The following is a 19447-nucleotide window of genomic DNA, read 5'->3' on the forward strand; positions in this document are numbered from 1 at the left end:
GGCGTCGCCTGGCGCCGCCGGGCACCCGTCGAGGCGATCATGCCGCTGCGGCTGGCCAAGTACGGGGTGCCGCTCGCCGACACCGCCGAGGCCGGACTCGCCGCGGCGGGCCTCGACCCCCTCACGGGCCCCGCGCCCAAAGAACTGACCGCCGCCGCCCCCGCACCCGAGCAGGTGGCGGAGGCCGCGCTGCAGCAGGCCGAGGCCGCGCCGCCGCAGCAGGCCGTGGCGGCCGCGGCGCCGGAGCGGGAGGCGTCGTCCCAGCCCGTCGAGCCGGGGTACGGGCACGCCTACGACGCGCGGTTCGACCGGCGCTACGACCCCAGGTTCGACCAGCGCTTCGATCCCCGCTACGACCCCCGCCTCGACCCGCGGTACGAGGAGGTGGGGCCCCAGGGCCCGTACCCGCAGCAGGGCCCGCAGACCGGCGTCTTGCAGCTGCAGCCGGGAGGCGAGGTGGAACAGCCCGGCAGCCCCTGGTTCCACGCCCAGCGGCTGCCGGAACGCCCCCAGCCCGTCCCGGCACCAGGCCACGGGCCCGAGGCCGCGGCGGACACGGGCCGGCCCGCTGCAGCGGGGGAGCAGACGCTCACCGACAGCGCCGCTGTGCCCCGAAGCCCGGCCGCTGGAACGCTGGAATCGGGTTCCGGTTGGAACGACGTGCACAGCGACCCTGCACCGCCGGAGTTCCACGATGCGTTCCAGCAACCGGATCCAGAGCCCGAGCCCGAAGGGGACCCCGATCCCGAGCCGGAGCGCTCTTCGCCGTACGCAGGCGTGCCCAGCGCCCGGCAGGCCCGCCCGGCACCCATCTCGGTGCAGGCCCGGATTCCCGAGGAACCCGACGACCAGGGGCCTGACGATCTGACGCCCGATCCGGAATCCCTCCCGGCCGGCAAGGACGGTCTGCGGGTGCTGTTCCAACGCCTCACGCCGGAGGACCAGGCGCTCCCGGACAACCAGCTCGCGCCGCGCCTGGCGGGCCAGGTCGGCCTGACCCCGCAGACGGCACGCAAGTACCTGGGCGCCATCCGCCGCGAACTCTGACGGCATTGGCGCTCACACAGCGCCACGCGTCACGCGATCAAATGAGCTTGGAATGGCTTGGAACGGATCAAAACCCCCTGGCCCGTGTAGCGGTCAGTGCTCCCGTTCCCACTCGCAGGGGTCCGACGCCTTCCGGGAGATACCGGCGCATGATCGGCGTTCGGTCCTGCTTGCACCGCCTGGAACCGCGCCGCGGGGCGGTTGCTCAGATGCTTGCCCCAGGTGCACGAGACGGTTGTGCAACCGCTGCGGAAGGCCTCTGTGCCCGCCGAGCGGAATCCCGCGCCCAAAGTTGCGTGCGGCAACTTTGGAATTGTGGAGTCTCTTCCGCCGGCCCGGAGCCAGCCCCGGGCCCAGGCCTCCGCGGTTCCGCGGGCCACAGGGGCTCCAGTTCCAAGAGCCCGGCGGCCGCCGGCGGGGGACGTCTGAGACCCGGCTACCGCCGCGGCGCGGCTGCGGCGAGCAGGGAGCGAAGGAGGTCGGTGGTGGCCTCTTCCCGGTCCGAGCCGAGGTCGTCGCAGAGCCGGTCGAGGTGCTCCGCGGCGCGCTGGAGTCCTTCGTGGTCGCCGAGCGCGTGGTAGGCGCGGAAGGTGATCCGGTACAGGTGCTCGGCTTCCGGTGCGACGTCGAGGCCCTTGGTGCTGGCCCACAGGGCGCCGCGCGGGTCGGCGAGCGCCAGGCGCCGCTCGCCGAGCGCGGCAGCGACATCGACGATTGCGGCGATCATGTCCTGGGCGGTGTGCTCGGCCCAGACGTACCGGTAGGGCGGCGCCGCCGCGAAGGGCCGGCCGCGGACCGTGTCCAGGGCGGTGCGCAGCAGATCGTCGGCCTGGTCGCCGGTGCTGGTCATGCCCTTGGCGGCGAGGTCCTGGAACACGTGCCAGTCGCTGGTGACGCGGTCGGAGAACCGGTACCGGGCGTCGTCGGTGGTGGCGATCGCCGGCAGGTACGGTGCGCCGTCGGGGCTGGTGCCCAGATGCTTGCGCAGTCGGCTGATCCAGGGGTTGCGGGTCTTGCGGGACACGTCCCGGCCGGGCCAGATCGCCTCGTCCAGAGCGTGGTGGTCCAGGCCGGGGTGAAGGACCATCCACGCGGCGATCTCGGTGATGGTCCGGGCGTGCTTGCTCTCGACCGGGCCGGAGGCGCCGACGATGTCGACGGGGCCCAGCACGCGGATCAGCGGGACGTCCGGCGCTGACGCTTCCGCCCGGGGAAGGACAGGTGCTCGCGCCGGAGCCGGGACCGCGACGCTCGGCGACGCGTCGGACGCCGCCACCGCGTGGCCGTTCCCGGTTCCGGCAGCGGCCCCGAGTGTGCGCTTCGTGCCGGGCGGCATCGCCTCTTCCACGCCCGGCGCAGGACTTCCCTGGGCAGGGACGCCGCCGTTGTCCCCGGTCGTGTGCCGCGGCGCGCTGCCGGCGTCGTCCGCGCTGCCGTCGTCGCCGGCGGGGGCTTCGTCCTCGGGCAGGTCGTCGAGGCCGATGCCCGCGAGGCCGGCCAGGAGCCTGTCCAGCGTGCCGTCTCCGGGTTCCGCCGCGGGCGGTTCGATGTCGCCAGCCGGCAGCACAGCGGCGGCCGCGCTTACCGGTACGTCCGCGCCGCCGGCACCGAGGGAGGCGTGGTCGTCGACGAAGTGCTCCGCGGCGGGCGCCGGCCGGTCGGGCTGGTCGCTCGTGGCGAGCAGGTCTACGAGGTCGTCGTAGGCGTCATGGGGGAGTGTCTGCACGTGGACGTCCAGGCCGGTGGACGGCACCCTGACCGGCCCGCTGCCGGTGCCAAGCACCCAGCCGCCCGCGGGGAGTTGCGCGGGCGGTGCGGTGGCCGCGGTCACCACGACGGTCGCGGTGCGGGGCAGCAGCCCGGGAAGCGCGAAGACCGCGGGCACGGCGGCGGTGACGGTGTCGTCGGCGAGGAGCAGGTACGGGCTCCACGCCGAGGCCGGGTCGTCTCGCAGGCGGGCCTGCCGCAGCCCGTCGGCGCCGAGCTGGGCCAGGGCCTGCGCCTGCTCTTGATGGTGGGCCTTGGCATGGCGAAGCGCCCGTTCGGGGTCCGGGTACTGGGTGAACCACTCGGGGACCAGCCCGGGAAGCCCGGGGCAGGTGTCCTCGCCCGCGACGGCGACCTCCAGATGCTCGGCGTACTGGGAGGTGGCCAGCTCCACGGCCAGGGCGCGGACGACCGCGAGCCGGTCGGGGCCGGTCACGACGAGCAGGCCGTGCTGCTCAAGGTCGACCAGGACCGTCCGCCCGTCCTCGGTCGTGCCCAGCGTGACCAGCGCAGGGTAGGGGGCCTCCACGACAGCGGTGCGGGCGCAGTCCAGCAGCTCGCTCGTTCCGGTCGGGCACCGCCACACCGTCAGGTCGCCGTCGTCGGCGGTGAACGGCGGGACCGACGGCGCGGCGTGAGCCAGGTGGAGGTCCAGGTTCTCCGGACCGAAGACGGCAGCGGCGAGTTCCGGCAGCTCTCGGCCCGCAGCGGCCAGGTGCACCGCCGCGGTGCGCAGCGCGGTGTCGATGAAGGCGGGCACGTCGGGCTGCTGGGTGGCGCGCAGAGCCTGCTCGGTGGCTGCGGCGCTGCCGGTCGGCAGCGCGATCCGGCGCCCGATACCGCGGCGCCGCTGCTGGTGGCGGCGCCGCAGCGCCAGCCCGGCCAGGAACGCGGCCGCCAGCAGGCCGCCGCCAGCCGCGTACAGCGGCATCCGGGAGCCGGTCGGGGTCGCGTCGGCGACCGTTGCGGCGGCGGAGGAGCGCTCTGCGCCGGCGACGGCGGGGGGAGGTGCCGTGGCGCTGGACTGCGGGGCGGGCTCGGAGGCGCTCGGGGACGCAGACGGCGCCGAGGAGGGCGGAGCCGCAGCCGTGCCGTCCTCGGCGTGGGCGGCCGGAGGCACCGGTGGTGTGGGCGCGGTGTCCTGAGAGGCCGGGGGAGCGGCCGGTGCCGGTCCGGCCGTGTGCTGCTGGGCCGGGGGAGCGGGGCGTGCGGCGTCCGCGGCGCCGGGCAGGCGGAGGACTTCGTGCGGATAGATCAGATCCGGGTCGGTGAGGTGGTGCCCGCCGGGCTGGGCCTGGCCCTTGTTCAACCGGTAGATCTGCGGCCACCGGTCTGCGTCACCGAGCTGGTCGGCGGCGATCCGCGAGAGCGAGTCGCCCGGCCTGACGGTGTACGTCTCCGGTGAGGCCTGGCCCTCTCCGGATCCGGCGGCTTCGGCAGCGTCTGCGTCCGTACCGCCGTGAGCGGCCGCCGGGCGGGCGGCCGGCGGCGTGCCGGGGGCGTCCTGCCAGGACGCGTCGGCGGTGGTTGCGGGGGCCGGGGTGGCGTCGTCGGGCAGGTGCAGGACCCATCCGGGCTGGACCGCGGCGTCAGCACGGAAAACGGTCCCGCCGGGCATGGTGCGGCCGGTGTTGAGGGCGGCGATCTCCTCCCACCGGTCTCCGTCGCCGAGGCGCTGCTCGGCGATCGACCACAAGCTCTCCGCGGGCCGCACCGCCTGCACGGTGTGGGTGACGGCGGCCGCGCCGGCTTCCTGCACGCCCGCCGCCGTCACCGGGCGTGCCCCGGTTCCGGTGCCGGCCGGGCTGGTGTCGGCGGGCGCGGAGGCGACCGGGGTCGCGGCGTGTGCGGGGGCTGCGGCGGAGGCCAGCGCGGTCCCGGCGGGCAGGACGAAGAACATCGCCGAGACCAGGGTCGCCGCGGTGCGCTGCCCGACGGCGAACCGCAGCCGCGGCGCGCTGCGGCCGGCGAGCTGCGCGGGGATCTCTACCAGGACGGACACCGCGAACATCGCCCATCCCGCCCACCCGACCACGGCGAGCGCGAGGAGGAACACCTGCCCGGAGTCCTGCGTGGACAGCAGGTGCCCCAGCGAGCGCACTCCCGGCGGGCCGACGACGGTGGTCGCCCAGCACAGCAGCACGGGAAGACCGGCCACCAGCACCAGCAGCACGGCGGCGCTCAGGACGGCGCGTACGGCTGCAACGGCGGCAGAGCGCGGGGCGGGGGAGGGCTGGGGCATCGTCAGGGCGCCTCTTCTTACTCGGGGTGGTCCACGCCGTGCAGGAGCGTGGCACTGCCGTGGCCGGTCACCGGCAGCGAGGTGATCCCGACGGCCGTCAGGAACTTCGTCTGGTAGGTCTCGTGGATCGTCACGGTGATCGTGGTGCGGTCGGCGGAGATGCTCACCACGCTGCCGGTGACGCCGGCCTTGCGGAGGAACGCGTCGGCCGCGGCGCGCGCGGCGGCCGGGTCGACCTGGACGCCGCTGCCGGTGATCGCGGCGGCCGGGTCGACGGCCTGCCCGGCGGCGCGGGCGGCTTCCGTCGCGATGTTGTCGGCCGATTCGGTCGCGCGGAGCTTCCCGCCGCCGTCGAGGACCAGGCCGACGATGCCGAGCAGCGCGATCGTCACGATGGCCGTGTAGACGGCGATGCCGCCGCGGTCGCCGGGCCGCGCACCGTACTGGCGAGGACACCTCATTGCTGCTCCTGCCGTGCCCGGTGCGCGTCGACGACCGACATGGACGTCGAGGTGAGCGTCTTCGCCCCGGGCACGCCGGGCAGCAGCAGGTCCGACAAGGTCACGATGCACGTCACGGTGGCGCGCACGTAACCGACCTGCCCGAGCGGCACGGTCAGCCCGCCGGTGTCGACGCGGACGGTCGTCGACGCGCACCGGATGCCCTGGTCGTCCAGTGCTCGGGCGGCCGCGGCCTGCGCCGCGCTCTGCGCCTTGGCCGGTGTGCGCTCGATCGACGCGGCGCGCGCGGCGTCCTGGGCGGCTTCGTCGATCTTCCCGCCGGACACGACCAGCCGCCCGGCAGCGATGGCCATCGACACGAACACGACCAGTACGGGTACGACGATCGCGGCCTGGACGGCTTCGCTGCCCCGGTCGTCCCGCACGCGGGCACGCAGCCCTTCCCACCGCCGGGTCACGGGGTGGTCCACCGCTCGCGCGGGCTGCTCGCGGACTGCGACACGTGCAGGTCCGGCATGCCGGGCAGCATCGACACCGCGGTTCCGGTCACCGTGATCCGCACCGTCTGCCCGGTGCTGCCGCTGGTGGACACCCCGGGCCCGCGCAGGCTGTCCCCGGCGATCCGGTGAAGGGTGGACCAGGATTGCGCCGCCCCGTCGGCGGGGGACTGCTGGTAGCGGCTGCCGGCGGTCGCGCCCTCGCGGGCCGCGGTCATGGCGATGTTCCGCGCGTGGTACCACAAGCTGGCCTGCACGACGGCGATGGTCAGCAAGATGATGAACGGGAAGACGATCGTCGCCTCGATGCTGGTGTCGCCGTCGTCGCGCCGGGCCGCCGCCCGTATCCGGGCGGCGTGACGCCCAAGTGCAGTCGGAACGCGCACCTCAGAGGTCACCCAGCTTGCCGTTGTACTTGGTGAGGATCACCGCGATCGTGCTGGCGATGACGAGTGCCCCGGCGATGACGGCGCCCCAGATGATGACGGTGGTGATCGAGATGTCGCCGCGGTCGTCCCCACGGCGGCGGCCCTGCTCAAGCCGGTCCCAGGTCTGCCGGGCCGCTGTGGCCAGGCGAGTCGCGAGCGTGTACACGGTGTGCTCCTTCGAAGACGGGTGACGTCAGGTGGACAGGATCCGGATGACCGCGGGGAAGGAGATGAGCACCATCACCAGCACGGCGAGGAGCGCTCCGGGCGCGGTCATCTTCTCGGAGTTGGCGTTGGCCTCGGCGGCCTGGTCGGCCAGCAGCTCGTTGCGCAAGTTCCTCGCCCGCGAGCGCAGCGTGGCGTAGACGGACGCGCCGTCGTCACTGGACTGCTGCATGATCGCGGCCAGGTCGTCCAGGACCGGCAGGTCGAGCTCGGCGGTCAGGCGCCGCAGCGACTCCCAGTGCGGGACCTTGTCGACGCGGGAGCGGGCCAGCGCCTGCTGGATCCGCACGAAAGCCCACCCCTTGCCCACCGCGGCGGCCTGTTCCATGGCCTGCTCGGCGCTGACGTTCGCAGCCCGCCGCAGCGCCACCAGGTCCAGGTAGGCGGCCATCGCGTGCGCGAACTCCTCCCGGGCGCGCCGGGCCTGGTCACGCAGCGCGAGGTCCGGGACGATCCACAGCACCGCAGCCGCGAGCAGCCCGAACACCGCGGGCACGTACACCGGAACACCCAGCAGCAGAAGCGGGATCGTCGACACCGGAGGAAGCAGCAGCCCGGCGCCGGCCAGCGCGACCTTCGTCAGCAGGAACCGGGACGCGGGCTGGCCCACCAAAGCCAGGTTCTTGTGGGGGATCCGCACCCCCGGCATGCCGCCGAGGTGGTCGACCAGCCACGCCCCCCACCGCTCGTCACGGTCGGCGGCGCCAGTGTCCTGGCCCGGAAGGGGCGCAGCCGCCGGACCGTTCAGCCGGTCGAGAGCGGGACCGAGTGCGGGCGCCGAACGGGAGAACTCCTTGATCAGCAACGCGGTGCCCGCACCGACGGCGCACCCGGCCAGAACCGCGGCCACGGGGCTCATACCCCCACCTCCAGCTGCTCGTCCTCACCGGACGACGGGCCGCCGGGGACGGCTGCACGGCTGCGCGGGTCGCGCACGAGGAACCGGGCCACGGGCCGGTGGCTGGCCAGCTGCCGCATCCACACCAGGACGGCGACGAACGCGCCCGTGAGCAGCGCCAGCACCAGCTGGCCCAGCAGCAGCGCGTACGGGTGGGTGTAGCCGGTCACGAGGAACCCGACGCCCACCAGCCCCAGCGTGATGAAGACCATCCACCGCACCGTCGTGCGGGACTTGGCCCGGTCCGCTTCGATGTTGCGCCGCTTGGTGACCTCGTCGTGCACGGACCCGGCGAGGTCCTCCAGCGCCTGCGCCAGTCCGGGGCCGCGGTCGGACGCCGACAGCATCAGCGCGGCGACGATCTTGTCTGCCGTCACGTCGTCCATGGCGTCGCCGAACTTCTCCAGCGCATCGACGGGGCGCCACCCGGCCTGCAACCGGTCGACAAGGTCCCCGACTTCCCCGGCGATCGCCTCCGGGACGCCGCGCCGGGACAGCTGCAGGGCTTCGTCCAGGCCGCGGCCCAGCCGCAGCACCGACGACAGCCGCAGCGTCCAGTCCCCGAGCGCCTCCAGCTTCGCGATCCGCGCGGTGGTGCTCTTGGTGGGGGCGAGCAGCCACGGCACCCCGGCGATCACCAGGGCGACGAGCGCGCCGCCGACGAACACCCCGGTCACCAGCCACACCGCCGCCCCGGCCACAGCTCCGGCCGTGATGCGGGCGCGGCCGCGCATCCGCGCGTCGGCGTCCGCGTGCCCGCCGCGGGCGCGCAGCCGTTCCCACAGCGAAGCGCGGGCCGGAGCGGTCGTCCCGACCAGCCCAGCGACCACGCCCACTGCACCACCGGTGACGGCAAGTCCGGTCAGGACCCACAGCAGCAGCCCGGTCACGATGCCTCCCGGATCATCAGCGGCAGCTGCCCAGGCCACGCGCCCTGCGGATTGCTGAGCAGGTCGGCGTCGAACCCGACACGCCGCAGGTCGTTGATGCACCGCGGGAACATGTGCGGGACCGCCCTGTCCTCGCCCCACTCGGCGCGCGGTCCGAAGATGGTGTTGGTCTCCGGCCGGCCGCCCTCGCCGATCCCGGTGACCTCCAGCACCTGTGTGACGAACCGGTGCCGGTGGCCGCCGATCAGCGTCTCGTCGACCTTGGAGATGAACACGACGAAGTCCAGGCCGTTGGCGGCCTGCCGGTAGGCCAGCTCCTGGCTCATGTTCGCCTGGTGCGTCAGATACAGCTCGGCGATCCGGTCGAAAACCACCGCGGCCTCGTTGGCGTGCATCGTGCACAGGTTCCCGCCCGAGCCGTTGGTCATCGCACTGAGCATCGCCACGATCTCCGGCCCGCGGACCTCCCCGACCACGATCCGGGCCAGCGACATCCGCAGCGCCCGGTACATCAGGTCCATCAGCGAGATCTCACCGGCACCGTGCCCGTCGATCCGCTCCCCGTTGGACTCCCGCGCCTCCATCGGCACGACCTGCTGGTGGTAGCCGTTCTCGTGCGCGAACAGCTCGTACTCGGTCTCCAGCGTCGCGAACCGCTCCCCGGCGGGGATCTCCCGCAGCAGAGCACGCATCAGCGTCGTCTTGCCCGCCTCCTGCCCGCCGACGACCATGATGTTCTTCTGCGCACGGATGCAGGCCCGCAGGAACTCCACCAGCGTCGTGTCGAGCGTCCCGCGGGTGACGAGGTCGTCCAGGACGGCGTCGCGCATGCTGTGCCGGCGGATCGTCACAAAGGTGCCCGGGGTGACGTCGATGATCGCCTGGAGCCGGGACCCGTCGGCCAGCCGCAACGCCAGGAACGGGTCGGCGGTGCTCAAGTTCCGCTCGGCCTGCCCAGGGGTGCGGCGGGCCAAGTCCCGCAGCAGTTCGCGCAGCTCCTCGTCGGAGTCGGCGACCGGCTCGACCCGGACGCGGCGCCCGTCGGTGAAGTCCAGCCACACCTGGTCGAAGCCGTTGATGAAGATGTTCTCCACCTCGGGGTTGTCCAGGTGGCGCTGGAGCCGCCCAGCCCGGAACTGGAGGTCGAAAACCGCCGCGGCCAGCGCGGCTTCCAGCTCCGGGCTCGGCGCGGAGCCCTGCTTGTACGCCTCGGCCTCCGCCCAGATCGCGATCTGCTCGTTGATCAGCGCACGGCCCCGCTGCTCCTGCGCCGGCCCGCTCATCTGCGGACTGGCCCGCAGCACCTCGGCGAGCCGGTCGCCGACCGCGGCCTTGATCAGCCGTACCGCTTCGTAGTCCACCACCGACCCGGGCGCGGCCACGCCGAGCGCGCCGGGGCTGTGTGCCTGCCCCGGAAGTCCATGAATCCCCCCGCCCTGCCCCGGCGGCAGGCGCCGCGGCGGCGCGGGGACGGTCGGGTCGGGATGCATCGGGCTAGCGCGCACCGGTCACCTCCTGGCCGCGGCTCACGCCGGGCGTCGGCTGAGCGAGCCGGGCCCGCCGGGTCGCGATCATCTGCCGCACGCGCGTCGTCGCGGTTCGGGTTGCCCGCATCAGCTCGCCGGTCTCGAACCGGCGTGGCTCCTTCGCACCGTCGGACAGCACCGCGGCCTGCTCGGGCTGCCACGGCAGCACCGCCACGACCTCGGTGTTCAAGCTCCGCTGCACCTCCTCGCGGGAGAACGGGCCGACATCGACCAGGACCAGGCCGACCTGGTCCCCGCCGCCGAGCTGCTCGCGCAGCGCCGCCAGCCTCACCTGGGCACTCTGCATCCCCCGAAGGGAGTTGCGGGCCACCATCAGCACCACGTCCGCACGCTTGGCGAGCACCCCGGACGGGCCGGCCGCACCACGGCGGCCCAGATCCACGATCACGTCGTGCCGGTGCTGCTCGATCCCGGCGAACATCCGGGCCAGCTGCTCCCACACCCGGTCCAGGGCCGGAGCGTGTGCCGGGTCGTAGATCCCCGGCAGGACCGAGCGCTCCCTGCTCTGGGCGTCAGTCATGTCGATCAGCTGCCGCCAGAAGGCCTCCTCCAGCTGACCCTGCCGGGCCGCGAGCGCGAGGTTGCGCAACCCCCGGCTGGTGTCGAGGCTGCCCTCCAGTGCACCGGAGAGGATGGCGCCGCCGTCCGGGTCGCACTCGGCGAGGATCACCCGGTGCCCCGGGTCGAGCGGCCAGGTCAGCAGCAGCGCCATCGCCGTGGTGGTCACCCCGGGCGCCCCCAGTCCGCCGGCCAGCGCGACGACCGCCATCAGCTGCCGTCCCGCGCCGCGACGATGAGCGCGACGTTCCCGGTCGCCACCCGTGCGGCCAGCGCCGGCCCGTCCCCGGCAGGGACCGCCACGTCGACGGTGACCGTCCCCGTACCGGACTGCGCCTGGCCGACCTTGACCACCGTCGCCGACAGCGTCGCCGGAGGAGCGTCCTGACCGCCGGCCTGTGCATCCCCTGCCGTGCCCGCGGCGGCGTCCGGGTCGGGGGTGCTCACGATCAGCACCTTCTGCCCCGGCGACAACGGTGTGGCCGGCAACTGGTTCGGCTTCACGCTCACGCCCACCAGCTGCTCGCCGGGCCCGACCAAGCTCTTGCGCGTCACCTGCGACGGCGACAGCAGCGACCCCGCCTTCAGATCCACCGCGGCACGCTGTCCGACCAGGGACTTCTCCGACCCAGACTTGACCGCTTTGACCGCCGGGTCCAGCGCGATCGACGCCTCGGTGAGGTCTTCCGGGGAAATCTGCGCCCCGACGGGGACGTCCCGGGCCATCACGACGACGGACGTGCGCTGCCCCGACGAGGAGTACAGCACCGCCCCGGACAGCCCTCCCACCGCGATCAGCGCCGCCGACAGTGCGACCATCGCGGGACGGCGGCGGCGCCGGCGGATCAGCCGCGGCGGGGACACCGGCTCGTAGGACGGTCCCGACGGCCCCGGGGCGGTGCCCGTGGCCTGCCCCGGGACAGGGCTCGTAGTGTGACTCACGATCTGGGTCCTCCTCGAACCCGCAGGGGCGGCACTACTGGCCGACGACCTGCACTTCACCGATACGGATCTGGACCTGCGAGGTCCGAGTGGTCGTCAGGTCGCCCTGCTGACCACCGCCGACCCAGTGCACCGCCCACGTCGTCGTGGCGCGCACCTCGTACATTCCCGGCCGCCCGTAGCCGGGGAAGCCGCACTGCCCCTTGGCCGCCTGCGGGGCCTGGGCGCCGAACGAGGCCTGGTAGGCGGTACCGGGGAAGGCGCAGTCCACGGTTATGTCGTTGCCGAAGTCCCAGGCCACGTCCTGGACGCGGGCGGTCGCGGTGACCGTGACACCCATCGCGGTGGCGGTCGCCGAGGCCGGGCCGGTCGTCCGCGGCCCCGGCTGGTTCCACACCCACACCGGGAACCCCACCGACCCGCCCTTCGAACCCGGCGACGGCGCGATCCCGACGTCCGCACCCAGCAGCCGCATCCGGGTCACCGCCTGCTGCGCGAGCGCCTGCACGTCCGGGCCGCCGCCGTACCCGGGCGGGGGCGTGGCACGCCAGTGCGTTCCGCCGGCCAGGGCGTTGTTCCGGCCGCCGTAGTCCGGGCAGCTGGCGTTGTAGAACTTCCCCCTGGCCGCCTCGGCATCGCCCGGATACCCGTTCGCTGTCGTCCGCAGCGGGTCATCCGGCGCCGGCTGCGGGTCCATCAGCAGCCAGTAGCAGTTGTCGGCCGCGTTGAACCAGCCCAGGCCGTCGCGGTAGCACGGCACCGGATCGGTCCCCCCGATCAGGCACGTCCGCGTCCCCGGATTCTTCGAGCCCCCCGAGTGCTTCGGCGGCGGTTTGCTCTGAACGGGACTGCTGCCGCCGGCGTGGACGTCGCAGTCGAGCGAGCCCGGAGGGCACTGCGCTCCGTTGCCGGGCGGCGACGGAGCCGCCCACGCCGCGGGAAGCCCCGCACCCGCGACCAGCACCGCGGTCACAGCCAGTACCCCGGCGCGTCTCAGCACGTCCGGTCCCGCTCGATCGTGAAGTCCGAGACGATCCACGACGTGCCGTTGAAGTCGACGACCGCGGTCACCACGTGCCTCCGGCTCGCCGAGCGGGGCGCGGCCTTCCCGGTCGCCCTGTAAACCTCGGTGTAGTGGGTGGAGTCGACGCAGTCGGTGATGGCCGCGGTGTAAGGCGTCTTCGCGAAGCTGACCGACGTCACCTTCGGCGCCAGCGACGGCTCGCCCTTCACCGACATCCCGTGATCCTGGTAATACGCCCCCGTCACCTTGATGTTCGCCAGCGCCTTGTCGGCGGCGAACTTCGGCAGGTCGGGGTCGGTCAGGTCACCGCTGGCGTACACCTGGACCGCGGTCCGCCACATCCCTTCGTACGCCGCGACCGCCTGGGTCTGAGCTTGCGCGGTGCGATCCGGCGTCGGCGAAGTGGTCGTTGTCAGGGGGGCGGTCGACGGCGCGTGGTTGCTGTCGCTGCCGGACGAAGAGCAGCCGGCCGACAGCGCGATGGCCAGAACCGCGGCACACGCCCAGGGCATGTGCCGGAGCATCGAGCGGGCGCGGGACATAGGCTGCGGCGTCACAGAAACCTCCCCCAGGCCGTTGCCCAGGGCCTTGCGGCGGCCTCGCTTCGCAACGGCGTGATCACGATGTGTGCTTCTACCGGCACCTTACGGCGAGATCGAGCCAATGCGTATGGGGAATCTGAGGCGCCAGAGGTGATTTGCGGCAGCCTGGTCGGAAAATCCCTGCTCCAGGCCCGGCAATGCTGCCCCTTCAGCCCGCTGGGACTTGACCGGCAACTGCCGTACCGGGCCCGTGAGCGCGCCGAGCGCAGTACGGCGGCACCCGCCTCAGATTCCTCCGAACGAAGTCCTCTCCCAGTCCCGCCGCGAGCGCGATCCGGCCCAGCCGCCCGGTGAGAACGGTCTGCAGGCCGCACCAGTACGAATGACCGCACTGATCCATCACCGCTTCCAGTCGCCGGCGGACCCGTTCCGCCTGCTACTCGCTGAAAGCACCCCCCTGCACCGCCTTGTGACACCGGTTCCGGGATCCCGCGTATCCGTGGGCCCCGACCGCTCGACAAGACCTGCGAGACGGAGCCGCGGCGGCGCTACGGGTGCGAAGGGGGCGAGTGCGTTTTGGGGGACGGCGGGTCCCTTACGTGGTGTCTGCCCTGGTGAGGCCCTTGGGCGGCTGCGGGGCGCCGGGGATGCGGATAGCCTCTATGCGGTCGAGCCGCTCGTAGAGGGCGTGGACGAGCCGGGCGCGGTTCTGAGCACAGAGCGCGGTGCCGTTCATCGTCGCGGAGAGCCGGTCTTCGGCGTCGCGCAGGACGATGTCGGCGAGCGCACGGGCACCGCTTTCCTCGGGCAGTTGGTTGGCGTGGCGTCGTACACAGGCGGCGACGGCGCGGGCGTGCCCGGTCAGTAGGAGGGCAATCTGCTCGTAGTCGCGCGAGGGCAGGGTGTGCGGGCTGGTCCAGGCGAGGACGGTCTTGACGAGGAGCCCGTACGGCGCGCGGTCGAACGGGAGGTCGGCATCGATGAGCCCCTGAGGGTCGTGCAAAACAGTGTGGGGGCTGGTGGACAGTGCCATGGCCGACCTTGGTGATCGAGGGGTTCGTCGCCTGGAGACCGCGGTCAGCCCGCGGCGGCCGTTCCGTCGTCGAGGGCCACCGCTTCCTCGGTGTCGGCGTCGACCCGGTCGAGGAACCGAGAGAAGCCCCGGTCGGCGCGGGCAAGCAGGGCCGGGGAAGGTGATCCGTACGACGGCGGCCGCGTGCTGCCCGTTGCCGGGTCCGATTCGCTGGCGTCGGTGTGCGCGAGCATGAGCCCCCGCCTCTCCGGTCGTCCGTCTTCGGGCTTCGACGCTACGCACGGCCCGGCCCGAGTTTCAACGAAGTTGCGGGAAATTGCGCAGGTTCACTCCAGTGCGTCGATCGCGGCCCGGATGAGCCCGCGGGCGGAGTCGCCGTGCACAGCCATCGCGGCGAGCCCGGCGAACGCCTTGGCATAGTCGGCCAGTTCGCGCGGCTGGGTCACCTTGATCTCCGCGGTCAGCGTCTCCACGACGGCCTGGACGTCGTCGTGGAGGTAGAACGCTTCGAGCGGCCACACTGTGCGCTGCGCGGTGAACGGGATGATGCCCAGAGAGACGGACGCGAGCGGCATCACGGTCAGGAGGTGGTGCAACTGCCCACGCATCGCTTCGGGGCTGGCGGTGCGGTAGCGCAGCACGGACTCCTCCATGAGCACGACGTAGCGGTGGCCGCCCTCGTAGAGGTACCGGGACCGGGCGACGCGGGCGGCGACGGCTTCAGCGACATCGTCCGGGGTTCCCTGGAAGTCGGTGATCTGCCCCATGAGGGCCGTGGCGAACGCTGGCGTCTGGAAGAAGCCGGGCGGCACGTTCGAGACGTACACGCGGCAGACCCGGGTGCGCTCGTGCAGAGCGGTCCAGTCGTCCTGGACCTTGCGCATCCCGTCCTTGTGCAGACGCCGCCACTCCAGGTACATCGAGTCGACCGCGCGGGCGGTGGCGATCAGGTCGTCGGCCTGGTCGGCGGCGCCGCAGGCCGCGCACCAGGCGCGGATGTCCGCGTCCGACGGCGCCACCTCGCCCTTCTGGATGCGGGTCGTCTTCGCCGGATGCCAGCCGCACCATGCCGACAGCTCCCGCCCGGTCAGGCCGGCGTCCTTGCGCAGGTGCCGCAGCCGCACCGCGAGCGCCTCGCGGGCGCCCCGGGCGCTGGACGAAGGGGAAGCGGCCATCGAGAGCGGTCAGTGGCCCTGGAGGGTGTACTGCTCGTGCGGGACGCCGCGCTCCCAGACTGTCTCGAACGCCGCCGAGCAGAGCCGCGCTGCTGCCGGGTCCTCGGTGAACTCGAAGCCGGGGTCGGCCCAGTCGCCGTCCCCGGTGAAGAAGTGGAACAGCACCAGGCGGCCGTCGATCAGCCAGAAGTCGTTGCCCGGCAGCGGGATGTCCGAGGCCCGCCGTCGGGGCAGCCAGCGCACCTGTTCTCCCGCGCCGAGGTTCAGCGGCGTGACGGCGTGCTCCCACCGGATGTAGTCGGTGACGGGCTCCGAGACGATCCTCGCGCGGCGCATCACGACGCCCCGGCCCACCGTCTCCTCGACCAGGCCGAGCCACTGCGGCCACCACCGGGCCGCCGGGTCCAGGTCGATCCGGCCGGTCCGGGCGAACAGGTCGATCTCCTCGGCCTCGTCACCGACGCCGTAGGCGTCGCGCATCTCCAGGTGCACCGCGGTCCGCTGCGCGCCGCGCAACAACTCAGCGAAGTCGGGCACGCTGCTCTGCGACATTGCAGGCCTCCCTCAGGATCGACACCATCCGTGCCGGGATCCGGATCACCCTCTCGTGCGCCGGGATCCCCGTCGCGTGACCGGGCACCCACTCCGTCGCGCCGATCTGCGCCCGCAGGAGCTCTTCGGCTTCCTCGCCCTGCAGGACCAGGTCCGCGGACTCCTCCTCCACCCACACCATCGGCGATCCGCCACCGCCAGTGTTCGGATCGACCCCAAAGAACCGTAACGTCACAACACCCTCCCCTACTGAATCTGTTGCGCATAGTTGCGCAACGACCGTCCCGCGGCCAGACGACACAGTCAAGTCGGCATCAAACGTCCGCGCGCCATAGGACCGGTCCCGGCGTCCTGGCGTCGGCTGAATGCCGCGGCGCGGCGGGCAAGTGCCGCTCCGCCCACCTTTCCACCGATCACGCACCGTCGGCGTGCCGGGCCCACGTCAGGACGTCCACAGGCGCGGGATCCTCGCCGAACACCGGCACGACCACCGGTGCCCACGGCCCCGGCCCCTGCAGCTGCTCCAACGTCGTCACCCCGGCGCGCAGCCGCCCGGCCACCCGCCGCAGCCGCCCGTCGCCGGCTGCGAGTGCCCGCACGTCCGCGGTCCGCCGTACCAGCGCCCGCGCCGAGCCGCGCGCGCCCGCGGCGAACACGAACAGCACCGGGGGGAAGACGCCGTACCGGCTCTTCCACGCCTCGGTGGTGCTGGCCGGCCGGGCGCCGGGCCGGCCCGTCGCGGCGGGGATGTAGCTCTGGTAGCGCCCGTACGCGCGAAGTTTGTCCAGCAGCCGCACCGGCGACATCGTCGCCCGGTCGATCTCCAGGAACAGCGTCAGGAACGTGGCGCGGCCGCCGGGGCCGCGGTGGTCGTAGCGCAGCACGGCGTCGGGGATCAGGAAGGCGTCGTCGCCGGTGCGGCTCTCGCCGTCGCGGTAGCGGTGGGACAGCTCAGGCTCCCAGTCCAGCGGCCCGCAGCCGTGCCCCGCAATGCGGGCGGCGCGGACGAAGGCCAGGCCGGTGTCGTTGACCGCGAGGGTGTGCTCCTGGAGCTGAGAGGCGGCCGCCTGCTCGGTCATCCGGAAGACCCGTACCGTGACCTCGCCCCCGGCTTCGGCGACGTCGGCGCCCGCAGCCGTGCAGTACCAGGCGTGCTCGCCCTGGCCACCACCGCGGTTGCGGAGGGTGAAGTCGGCCAGGCCGAGGGCGCGGAGGCGCGCCAGCTCGCGCCGCAGGTACACCGGCGTCGTGACGTGCGGTTGCAGCAGGTGGTGCAGCTGCCGGGTCGTCATCAGCCGGTGCTGGTAGAGCACCGGCACCACGTCCTCGGCGAGCCGCGACAGCCCGCGGCGGCCCGCAGGCGCCAGGGCGGCTTCGGGCGACATCAGCTGCCCCCGGCGATCAGCGGGAGCACGAGCAGGTCGGCCGGCGAACCACCGTGCCCGTAGCGGCCGCCCGGTCCCGGCCCGGTGCCCGGGGCCGGGCTGCCGGGCTGGTGTCCGGCGAGGAAGTCCAGGATCCGCTCGTCGAGGCGTTCGGCGTGCGCGAGGATCTCGTGGATCGGCCGGCGCCGCAGGTTCCGGTCGAGGGCCGCGTCCAGCGCGGGCACCCCGGCCGGGTCGTAGTAGTTGGCGAGCACGTCGTGGATCGGCACCCCGGAGACCCGGAAGGGCGCGGTGCGCTGCCCGCCGAGCTCCGCACTCACCACGTACTGGTACTTCTTCAGCCCGGCCACCGTCTCCGGGGTGACCCCGGGCAGCCGGCTCGCGATGAAGCGGGCCTCGTCGATGTCAGCGCCCGTCGCCGACAGCACGGACTGGTTCTGCAGGCCCGCCTGCCGCGTGGTGTCCGACAGCCGCATCGCCATCTGCGTGGCCACCATCAGCCGCACCTCGTACTTGCGGACCTGCTCGAAGATCTTCGCGATGAAGCCGCCCCCCGCCGAATCGAGCGCCGCCAGCTCGTCCATCCACCCGAAGAACGTCCTCAACTGCTCCGGGGCGGCACCGCGGCGGGACATCGCCGCCCGGAACAAGTCGAAGATCAGCAGTGAGCTGATCAGGGTGTCGCCGGCGCCGGTGCCCGACGGGGCGAGCATCACCACCGCCCCGGTGTCCATCGCCCGGCGCACGTCGAAGCTCGACTGGGACCCGCCGAGGAACGCCGTCAGGCTCAGCGACGTCTCCAGGAGGTCCAGGGCGTTGGTGATCGTCGGCACCGCGCTCGCCTCGTGCTTGGGGAACGTCAGCCGCCAGAACTTCTGCGCCCGCTCCGGCAGGTGCTCCACCACCGCGGCCCGCCACTCCTCGTCGGTCAGCAGCGTCTTGATCTGGAACACCGTCGGCTGCACCTCCGGCTTCCCGGCCTGCACCAGTTGGTAGGACAGCAAGGACAGAGCCAGCGCGGCGTTGCCCAGGATCGCCCTGGCGCGGGGTGCACCGTCCCCCCACCGCTGGCCGTTGGCGATCCCGCCGACCACCGCGCCGACGACGTCCTGGACCTCCTCGATCGCCCGCCCTGTCATGTCCAGCGGGTTCCAGCAGGCCATCATGCTGTCCATCCGCGGGTCGCCCAGGTTGATCTCCCACACCCGGTCCCGTACCGCCGGATGCGTCAGGTACGGGCGCGCCCGCTCCACAGCGGCCCCGTGCGGGTCCAGGAACCACGTCCCGTGCCCGCCGTACGCCATCGACAGCATCTCCAGCAGCGCCCTCTCGGTCTTCCCGAACCCGGACTTGCCCAAGCTCATACCGAACAGCACGTCGCGCGCCGGGAGCCCGGCCATGTAGGTCGTGCCGTCGCTGCCGGTCACCTGGCCGAGCGGCACCATGCCCTGCTGCCCGGTCCACACCGGCAGCCCGGCCGGCGCCGGAGCGACCACCCCGCCGCCGCGCGCCACGTTCGGGGCGTCGCACCGCGACGTCGGCGGCTTGAGCACGCACGCGATCTCCGGCAGCGTCACCCACTGGGGCCGCGCCGGTGCGAACTCCCCGGTCGCGAAGCGCCGGTCCCACCCCCTGCGTCGCGCCCACCCGTTGCTGAAGCGCCGCCCCAGTCGGCGGCTGCCCACCGGACGCCACCGGTTCGCGGCGGAAAACACCTCCATCGCCGCGAGCAGCTGGTGGAGCAGAGCCCGCGCCCGCGCCGGGTGCCGAGCTGCTACCCGCAGCAGCACCTGCGCCTCGAACACCATCTCACCCGGCGCGAACTTCCCCTCACCACCGGACCCCGTACGCCGGGACCCGGCCGACTGCGGGTTCCAGGCTGAGCGGACACCGGAGCCGTAGGCCATCTCTCGGACGAATCCGGCAACGCCGCCGCCCCCAGCCCCACCTTCGCTAGCCGCCCGGCTCAGTGCACGCCGCCGCCGTTCCACCCGCCGGTCGGAAACCGGGACCAGGTCGACGACGACGTCGGCCTGCTCCCCCTCGCTGCTGCGGACCCCGGCCATCGCCGCGACCATCCGCTGCAGCGGATCCGGCGCCAGATCCAGGTGAGCCAGCGGCAGATGGTCGGGCCGGGCCAGGACCAGCTCAGCCCGCTCCACGTACAGCCGACGCTCCCCGACGGCAGACCTCCCGGCCGCACGCGTCGGCGCAGGCGCGGGCTTGGTAAACAT

At 73.1% G+C, this 19447-nt stretch carries 20 protein-coding genes and 1 pseudogene; 2 read left to right on the forward strand and 19 right to left on the reverse strand.

All coding sequences use genetic code 11. The features are described 5' to 3' along the window. Positions 1 to 1047: pseudogene (locus tag ACWERV_RS32640) on the forward strand (hypothetical protein); the annotation flags it as partial. Between the two features lie 436 nt (positions 1048 to 1483). Here the strand turns inward: ACWERV_RS32640 and ACWERV_RS32645 are convergent. The 4 genes from ACWERV_RS32645 to ACWERV_RS32660 are packed head-to-tail and all read right to left on the reverse strand — an operon-like array spanning position 1484 to position 6289. After that, complete coding sequence (locus ACWERV_RS32645) at positions 1484 to 5056, reverse strand: LysM peptidoglycan-binding domain-containing protein (protein WP_452940083.1); 3573 nt, start codon at positions 5054 to 5056, stop codon at positions 1484 to 1486. Between the two features lie 17 nt (positions 5057 to 5073). Continuing rightward, on the reverse strand, positions 5074 to 5517 hold the full coding sequence (locus ACWERV_RS32650; protein ID WP_452940085.1) for a TadE/TadG family type IV pilus assembly protein: 444 nt from the start codon (positions 5515 to 5517) through the stop codon (positions 5074 to 5076). After that, complete coding sequence (locus ACWERV_RS32655) at positions 5514 to 5942, reverse strand: TadE/TadG family type IV pilus assembly protein (RefSeq protein ID WP_452940086.1); 429 nt, start codon at positions 5940 to 5942, stop codon at positions 5514 to 5516. The genes ACWERV_RS32650 and ACWERV_RS32655 overlap by 4 nt, the downstream gene beginning before the upstream one ends. Positions 5943 to 5971: 29 nt before the next feature. After that, positions 5972 to 6289 carry a TadE family protein gene (locus ACWERV_RS32660; RefSeq protein WP_452940141.1) on the reverse strand — a complete coding sequence of 106 codons (318 nt, stop codon included), beginning with the start codon at positions 6287 to 6289 and terminating at the stop codon, positions 5972 to 5974. Between ACWERV_RS32660 and ACWERV_RS32665 the strand changes: the two genes are divergently transcribed. Continuing rightward, entirely contained in the window at positions 6231 to 6374 is a 144-nt protein-coding gene (locus ACWERV_RS32665) for a hypothetical protein (protein ID WP_452940145.1), read from the forward strand. The genes ACWERV_RS32660 and ACWERV_RS32665 overlap by 59 nt on opposite strands. A gap of 27 nt (positions 6375 to 6401) precedes the next feature. On the opposite strand, the gene ACWERV_RS32670 is transcribed toward ACWERV_RS32665, so the two are convergent. From ACWERV_RS32670 to ACWERV_RS32740, 15 genes are all read right to left on the reverse strand, one after another. Continuing rightward, a complete protein-coding gene (locus ACWERV_RS32670) occupies positions 6402 to 6608 on the reverse strand; it encodes a hypothetical protein (RefSeq protein ID WP_452940087.1) in 207 nt (68 codons plus the stop codon). Between the two features lie 27 nt (positions 6609 to 6635). Beyond that, entirely contained in the window at positions 6636 to 7526 is an 891-nt protein-coding gene (locus ACWERV_RS32675; protein WP_452940089.1) for a type II secretion system F family protein, read from the reverse strand. Next, positions 7523 to 8455, reverse strand: a complete 933-nt coding sequence (locus ACWERV_RS32680) for a type II secretion system F family protein (protein ID WP_452940091.1) — start codon at positions 8453 to 8455, stop codon at positions 7523 to 7525. Before ACWERV_RS32680 ends, ACWERV_RS32675 begins: the two co-directional genes overlap by 4 nt. Then, positions 8452 to 9945, reverse strand: a complete 1494-nt coding sequence (locus ACWERV_RS32685; RefSeq protein ID WP_452940143.1) for a CpaF family protein — start codon at positions 9943 to 9945, stop codon at positions 8452 to 8454. The genes ACWERV_RS32680 and ACWERV_RS32685 overlap by 4 nt, the downstream gene beginning before the upstream one ends. 4 nt (positions 9946 to 9949) lie before the next feature. Then, a complete protein-coding gene (locus ACWERV_RS32690; protein ID WP_452940092.1) occupies positions 9950 to 10771 on the reverse strand; it encodes a hypothetical protein in 822 nt (273 codons plus the stop codon). Beyond that, a complete protein-coding gene (locus ACWERV_RS32695) occupies positions 10771 to 11502 on the reverse strand; it encodes an SAF domain-containing protein (RefSeq protein ID WP_452940094.1) in 732 nt (243 codons plus the stop codon). Before ACWERV_RS32695 ends, ACWERV_RS32690 begins: the two co-directional genes overlap by 1 nt. Before the next feature lie 34 nt (positions 11503 to 11536). Beyond that, positions 11537 to 12262 carry a hypothetical protein gene (locus tag ACWERV_RS32700; protein ID WP_452940096.1) on the reverse strand — a complete coding sequence of 242 codons (726 nt, stop codon included), beginning with the start codon at positions 12260 to 12262 and terminating at the stop codon, positions 11537 to 11539. Positions 12263 to 12495: 233 nt separating this feature from the next. Then, positions 12496 to 13068: a hypothetical protein gene (locus ACWERV_RS32705; protein WP_452940097.1), complete on the reverse strand. Its 573-nt coding sequence runs from the start codon at positions 13066 to 13068 to the stop codon at positions 12496 to 12498. A 595-nt stretch (positions 13069 to 13663) separates the two neighbouring features. Continuing rightward, on the reverse strand, positions 13664 to 14101 hold the full coding sequence (locus ACWERV_RS32710) for a restriction endonuclease (protein WP_452940098.1): 438 nt from the start codon (positions 14099 to 14101) through the stop codon (positions 13664 to 13666). A gap of 44 nt (positions 14102 to 14145) precedes the next feature. Then, a complete protein-coding gene (locus ACWERV_RS32715) occupies positions 14146 to 14334 on the reverse strand; it encodes a hypothetical protein (protein WP_452940100.1) in 189 nt (62 codons plus the stop codon). 93 nt (positions 14335 to 14427) lie between these two features. After that, the gene (locus tag ACWERV_RS32720; RefSeq protein WP_452940102.1) at positions 14428 to 15276 is read right to left on the reverse strand and encodes a helix-turn-helix domain-containing protein; all 849 of its coding nucleotides are present in this window, start codon (positions 15274 to 15276) and stop codon (positions 14428 to 14430) included. 9 nt (positions 15277 to 15285) lie between these two features. Continuing rightward, a complete protein-coding gene (locus ACWERV_RS32725; RefSeq protein ID WP_452940104.1) occupies positions 15286 to 15828 on the reverse strand; it encodes a DUF6879 family protein in 543 nt (180 codons plus the stop codon). Further along, positions 15797 to 16063: a hypothetical protein gene (locus ACWERV_RS32730; RefSeq protein WP_452940106.1), complete on the reverse strand. Its 267-nt coding sequence runs from the start codon at positions 16061 to 16063 to the stop codon at positions 15797 to 15799. Before ACWERV_RS32730 ends, ACWERV_RS32725 begins: the two co-directional genes overlap by 32 nt. Positions 16064 to 16241: 178 nt before the next feature. Continuing rightward, positions 16242 to 17213, reverse strand: coding sequence for a replication-relaxation family protein (locus ACWERV_RS32735; RefSeq protein WP_452940108.1), 972 nt, complete (start codon positions 17211 to 17213; stop codon positions 16242 to 16244). Then, positions 17213 to 19375 carry an ATP/GTP-binding protein gene (locus tag ACWERV_RS32740; protein WP_452940110.1) on the reverse strand — a complete coding sequence of 721 codons (2163 nt, stop codon included), beginning with the start codon at positions 19373 to 19375 and terminating at the stop codon, positions 17213 to 17215. The genes ACWERV_RS32735 and ACWERV_RS32740 overlap by 1 nt, the downstream gene beginning before the upstream one ends. Between the last annotated feature and the right edge of the window lie 72 nt (positions 19376 to 19447).

The organism is Streptomyces sp. NPDC004031 (assembly GCF_053604375.1).

Excerpts from the sequence above, each read along its gene's own strand:
- ACWERV_RS32715 (WP_452940100.1), bottom strand. The coding sequence starts at position 14,334 with ATGCTCGCGCACACCGACGCCAGCGAATCGGACCCGGCAACGGGCAGC.
- ACWERV_RS32650 (WP_452940085.1), bottom strand. The coding sequence starts at position 5,517 with ATGAGGTGTCCTCGCCAGTACGGTGCGCGGCCCGGCGACCGCGGCGGC.
- ACWERV_RS32645 (WP_452940083.1), bottom strand. The coding sequence starts at position 5,056 with ATGCCCCAGCCCTCCCCCGCCCCGCGCTCTGCCGCCGTTGCAGCCGTA.
- ACWERV_RS32705 (WP_452940097.1), bottom strand. The coding sequence starts at position 13,068 with ATGTCCCGCGCCCGCTCGATGCTCCGGCACATGCCCTGGGCGTGTGCC.
- ACWERV_RS32665 (WP_452940145.1), top strand. The coding sequence starts at position 6,231 with ATGGCGATGTTCCGCGCGTGGTACCACAAGCTGGCCTGCACGACGGCG.
- ACWERV_RS32725 (WP_452940104.1), bottom strand. The coding sequence starts at position 15,828 with ATGTCGCAGAGCAGCGTGCCCGACTTCGCTGAGTTGTTGCGCGGCGCG.
- ACWERV_RS32710 (WP_452940098.1), bottom strand. The coding sequence starts at position 14,101 with ATGGCACTGTCCACCAGCCCCCACACTGTTTTGCACGACCCTCAGGGG.
- ACWERV_RS32685 (WP_452940143.1), bottom strand. The coding sequence starts at position 9,945 with ATGCATCCCGACCCGACCGTCCCCGCGCCGCCGCGGCGCCTGCCGCCG.
- ACWERV_RS32690 (WP_452940092.1), bottom strand. The coding sequence starts at position 10,771 with ATGGCGGTCGTCGCGCTGGCCGGCGGACTGGGGGCGCCCGGGGTGACC.
- ACWERV_RS32675 (WP_452940089.1), bottom strand. The coding sequence starts at position 7,526 with ATGAGCCCCGTGGCCGCGGTTCTGGCCGGGTGCGCCGTCGGTGCGGGC.
- ACWERV_RS32720 (WP_452940102.1), bottom strand. The coding sequence starts at position 15,276 with ATGGCCGCTTCCCCTTCGTCCAGCGCCCGGGGCGCCCGCGAGGCGCTC.
- ACWERV_RS32735 (WP_452940108.1), bottom strand. The coding sequence starts at position 17,213 with ATGTCGCCCGAAGCCGCCCTGGCGCCTGCGGGCCGCCGCGGGCTGTCG.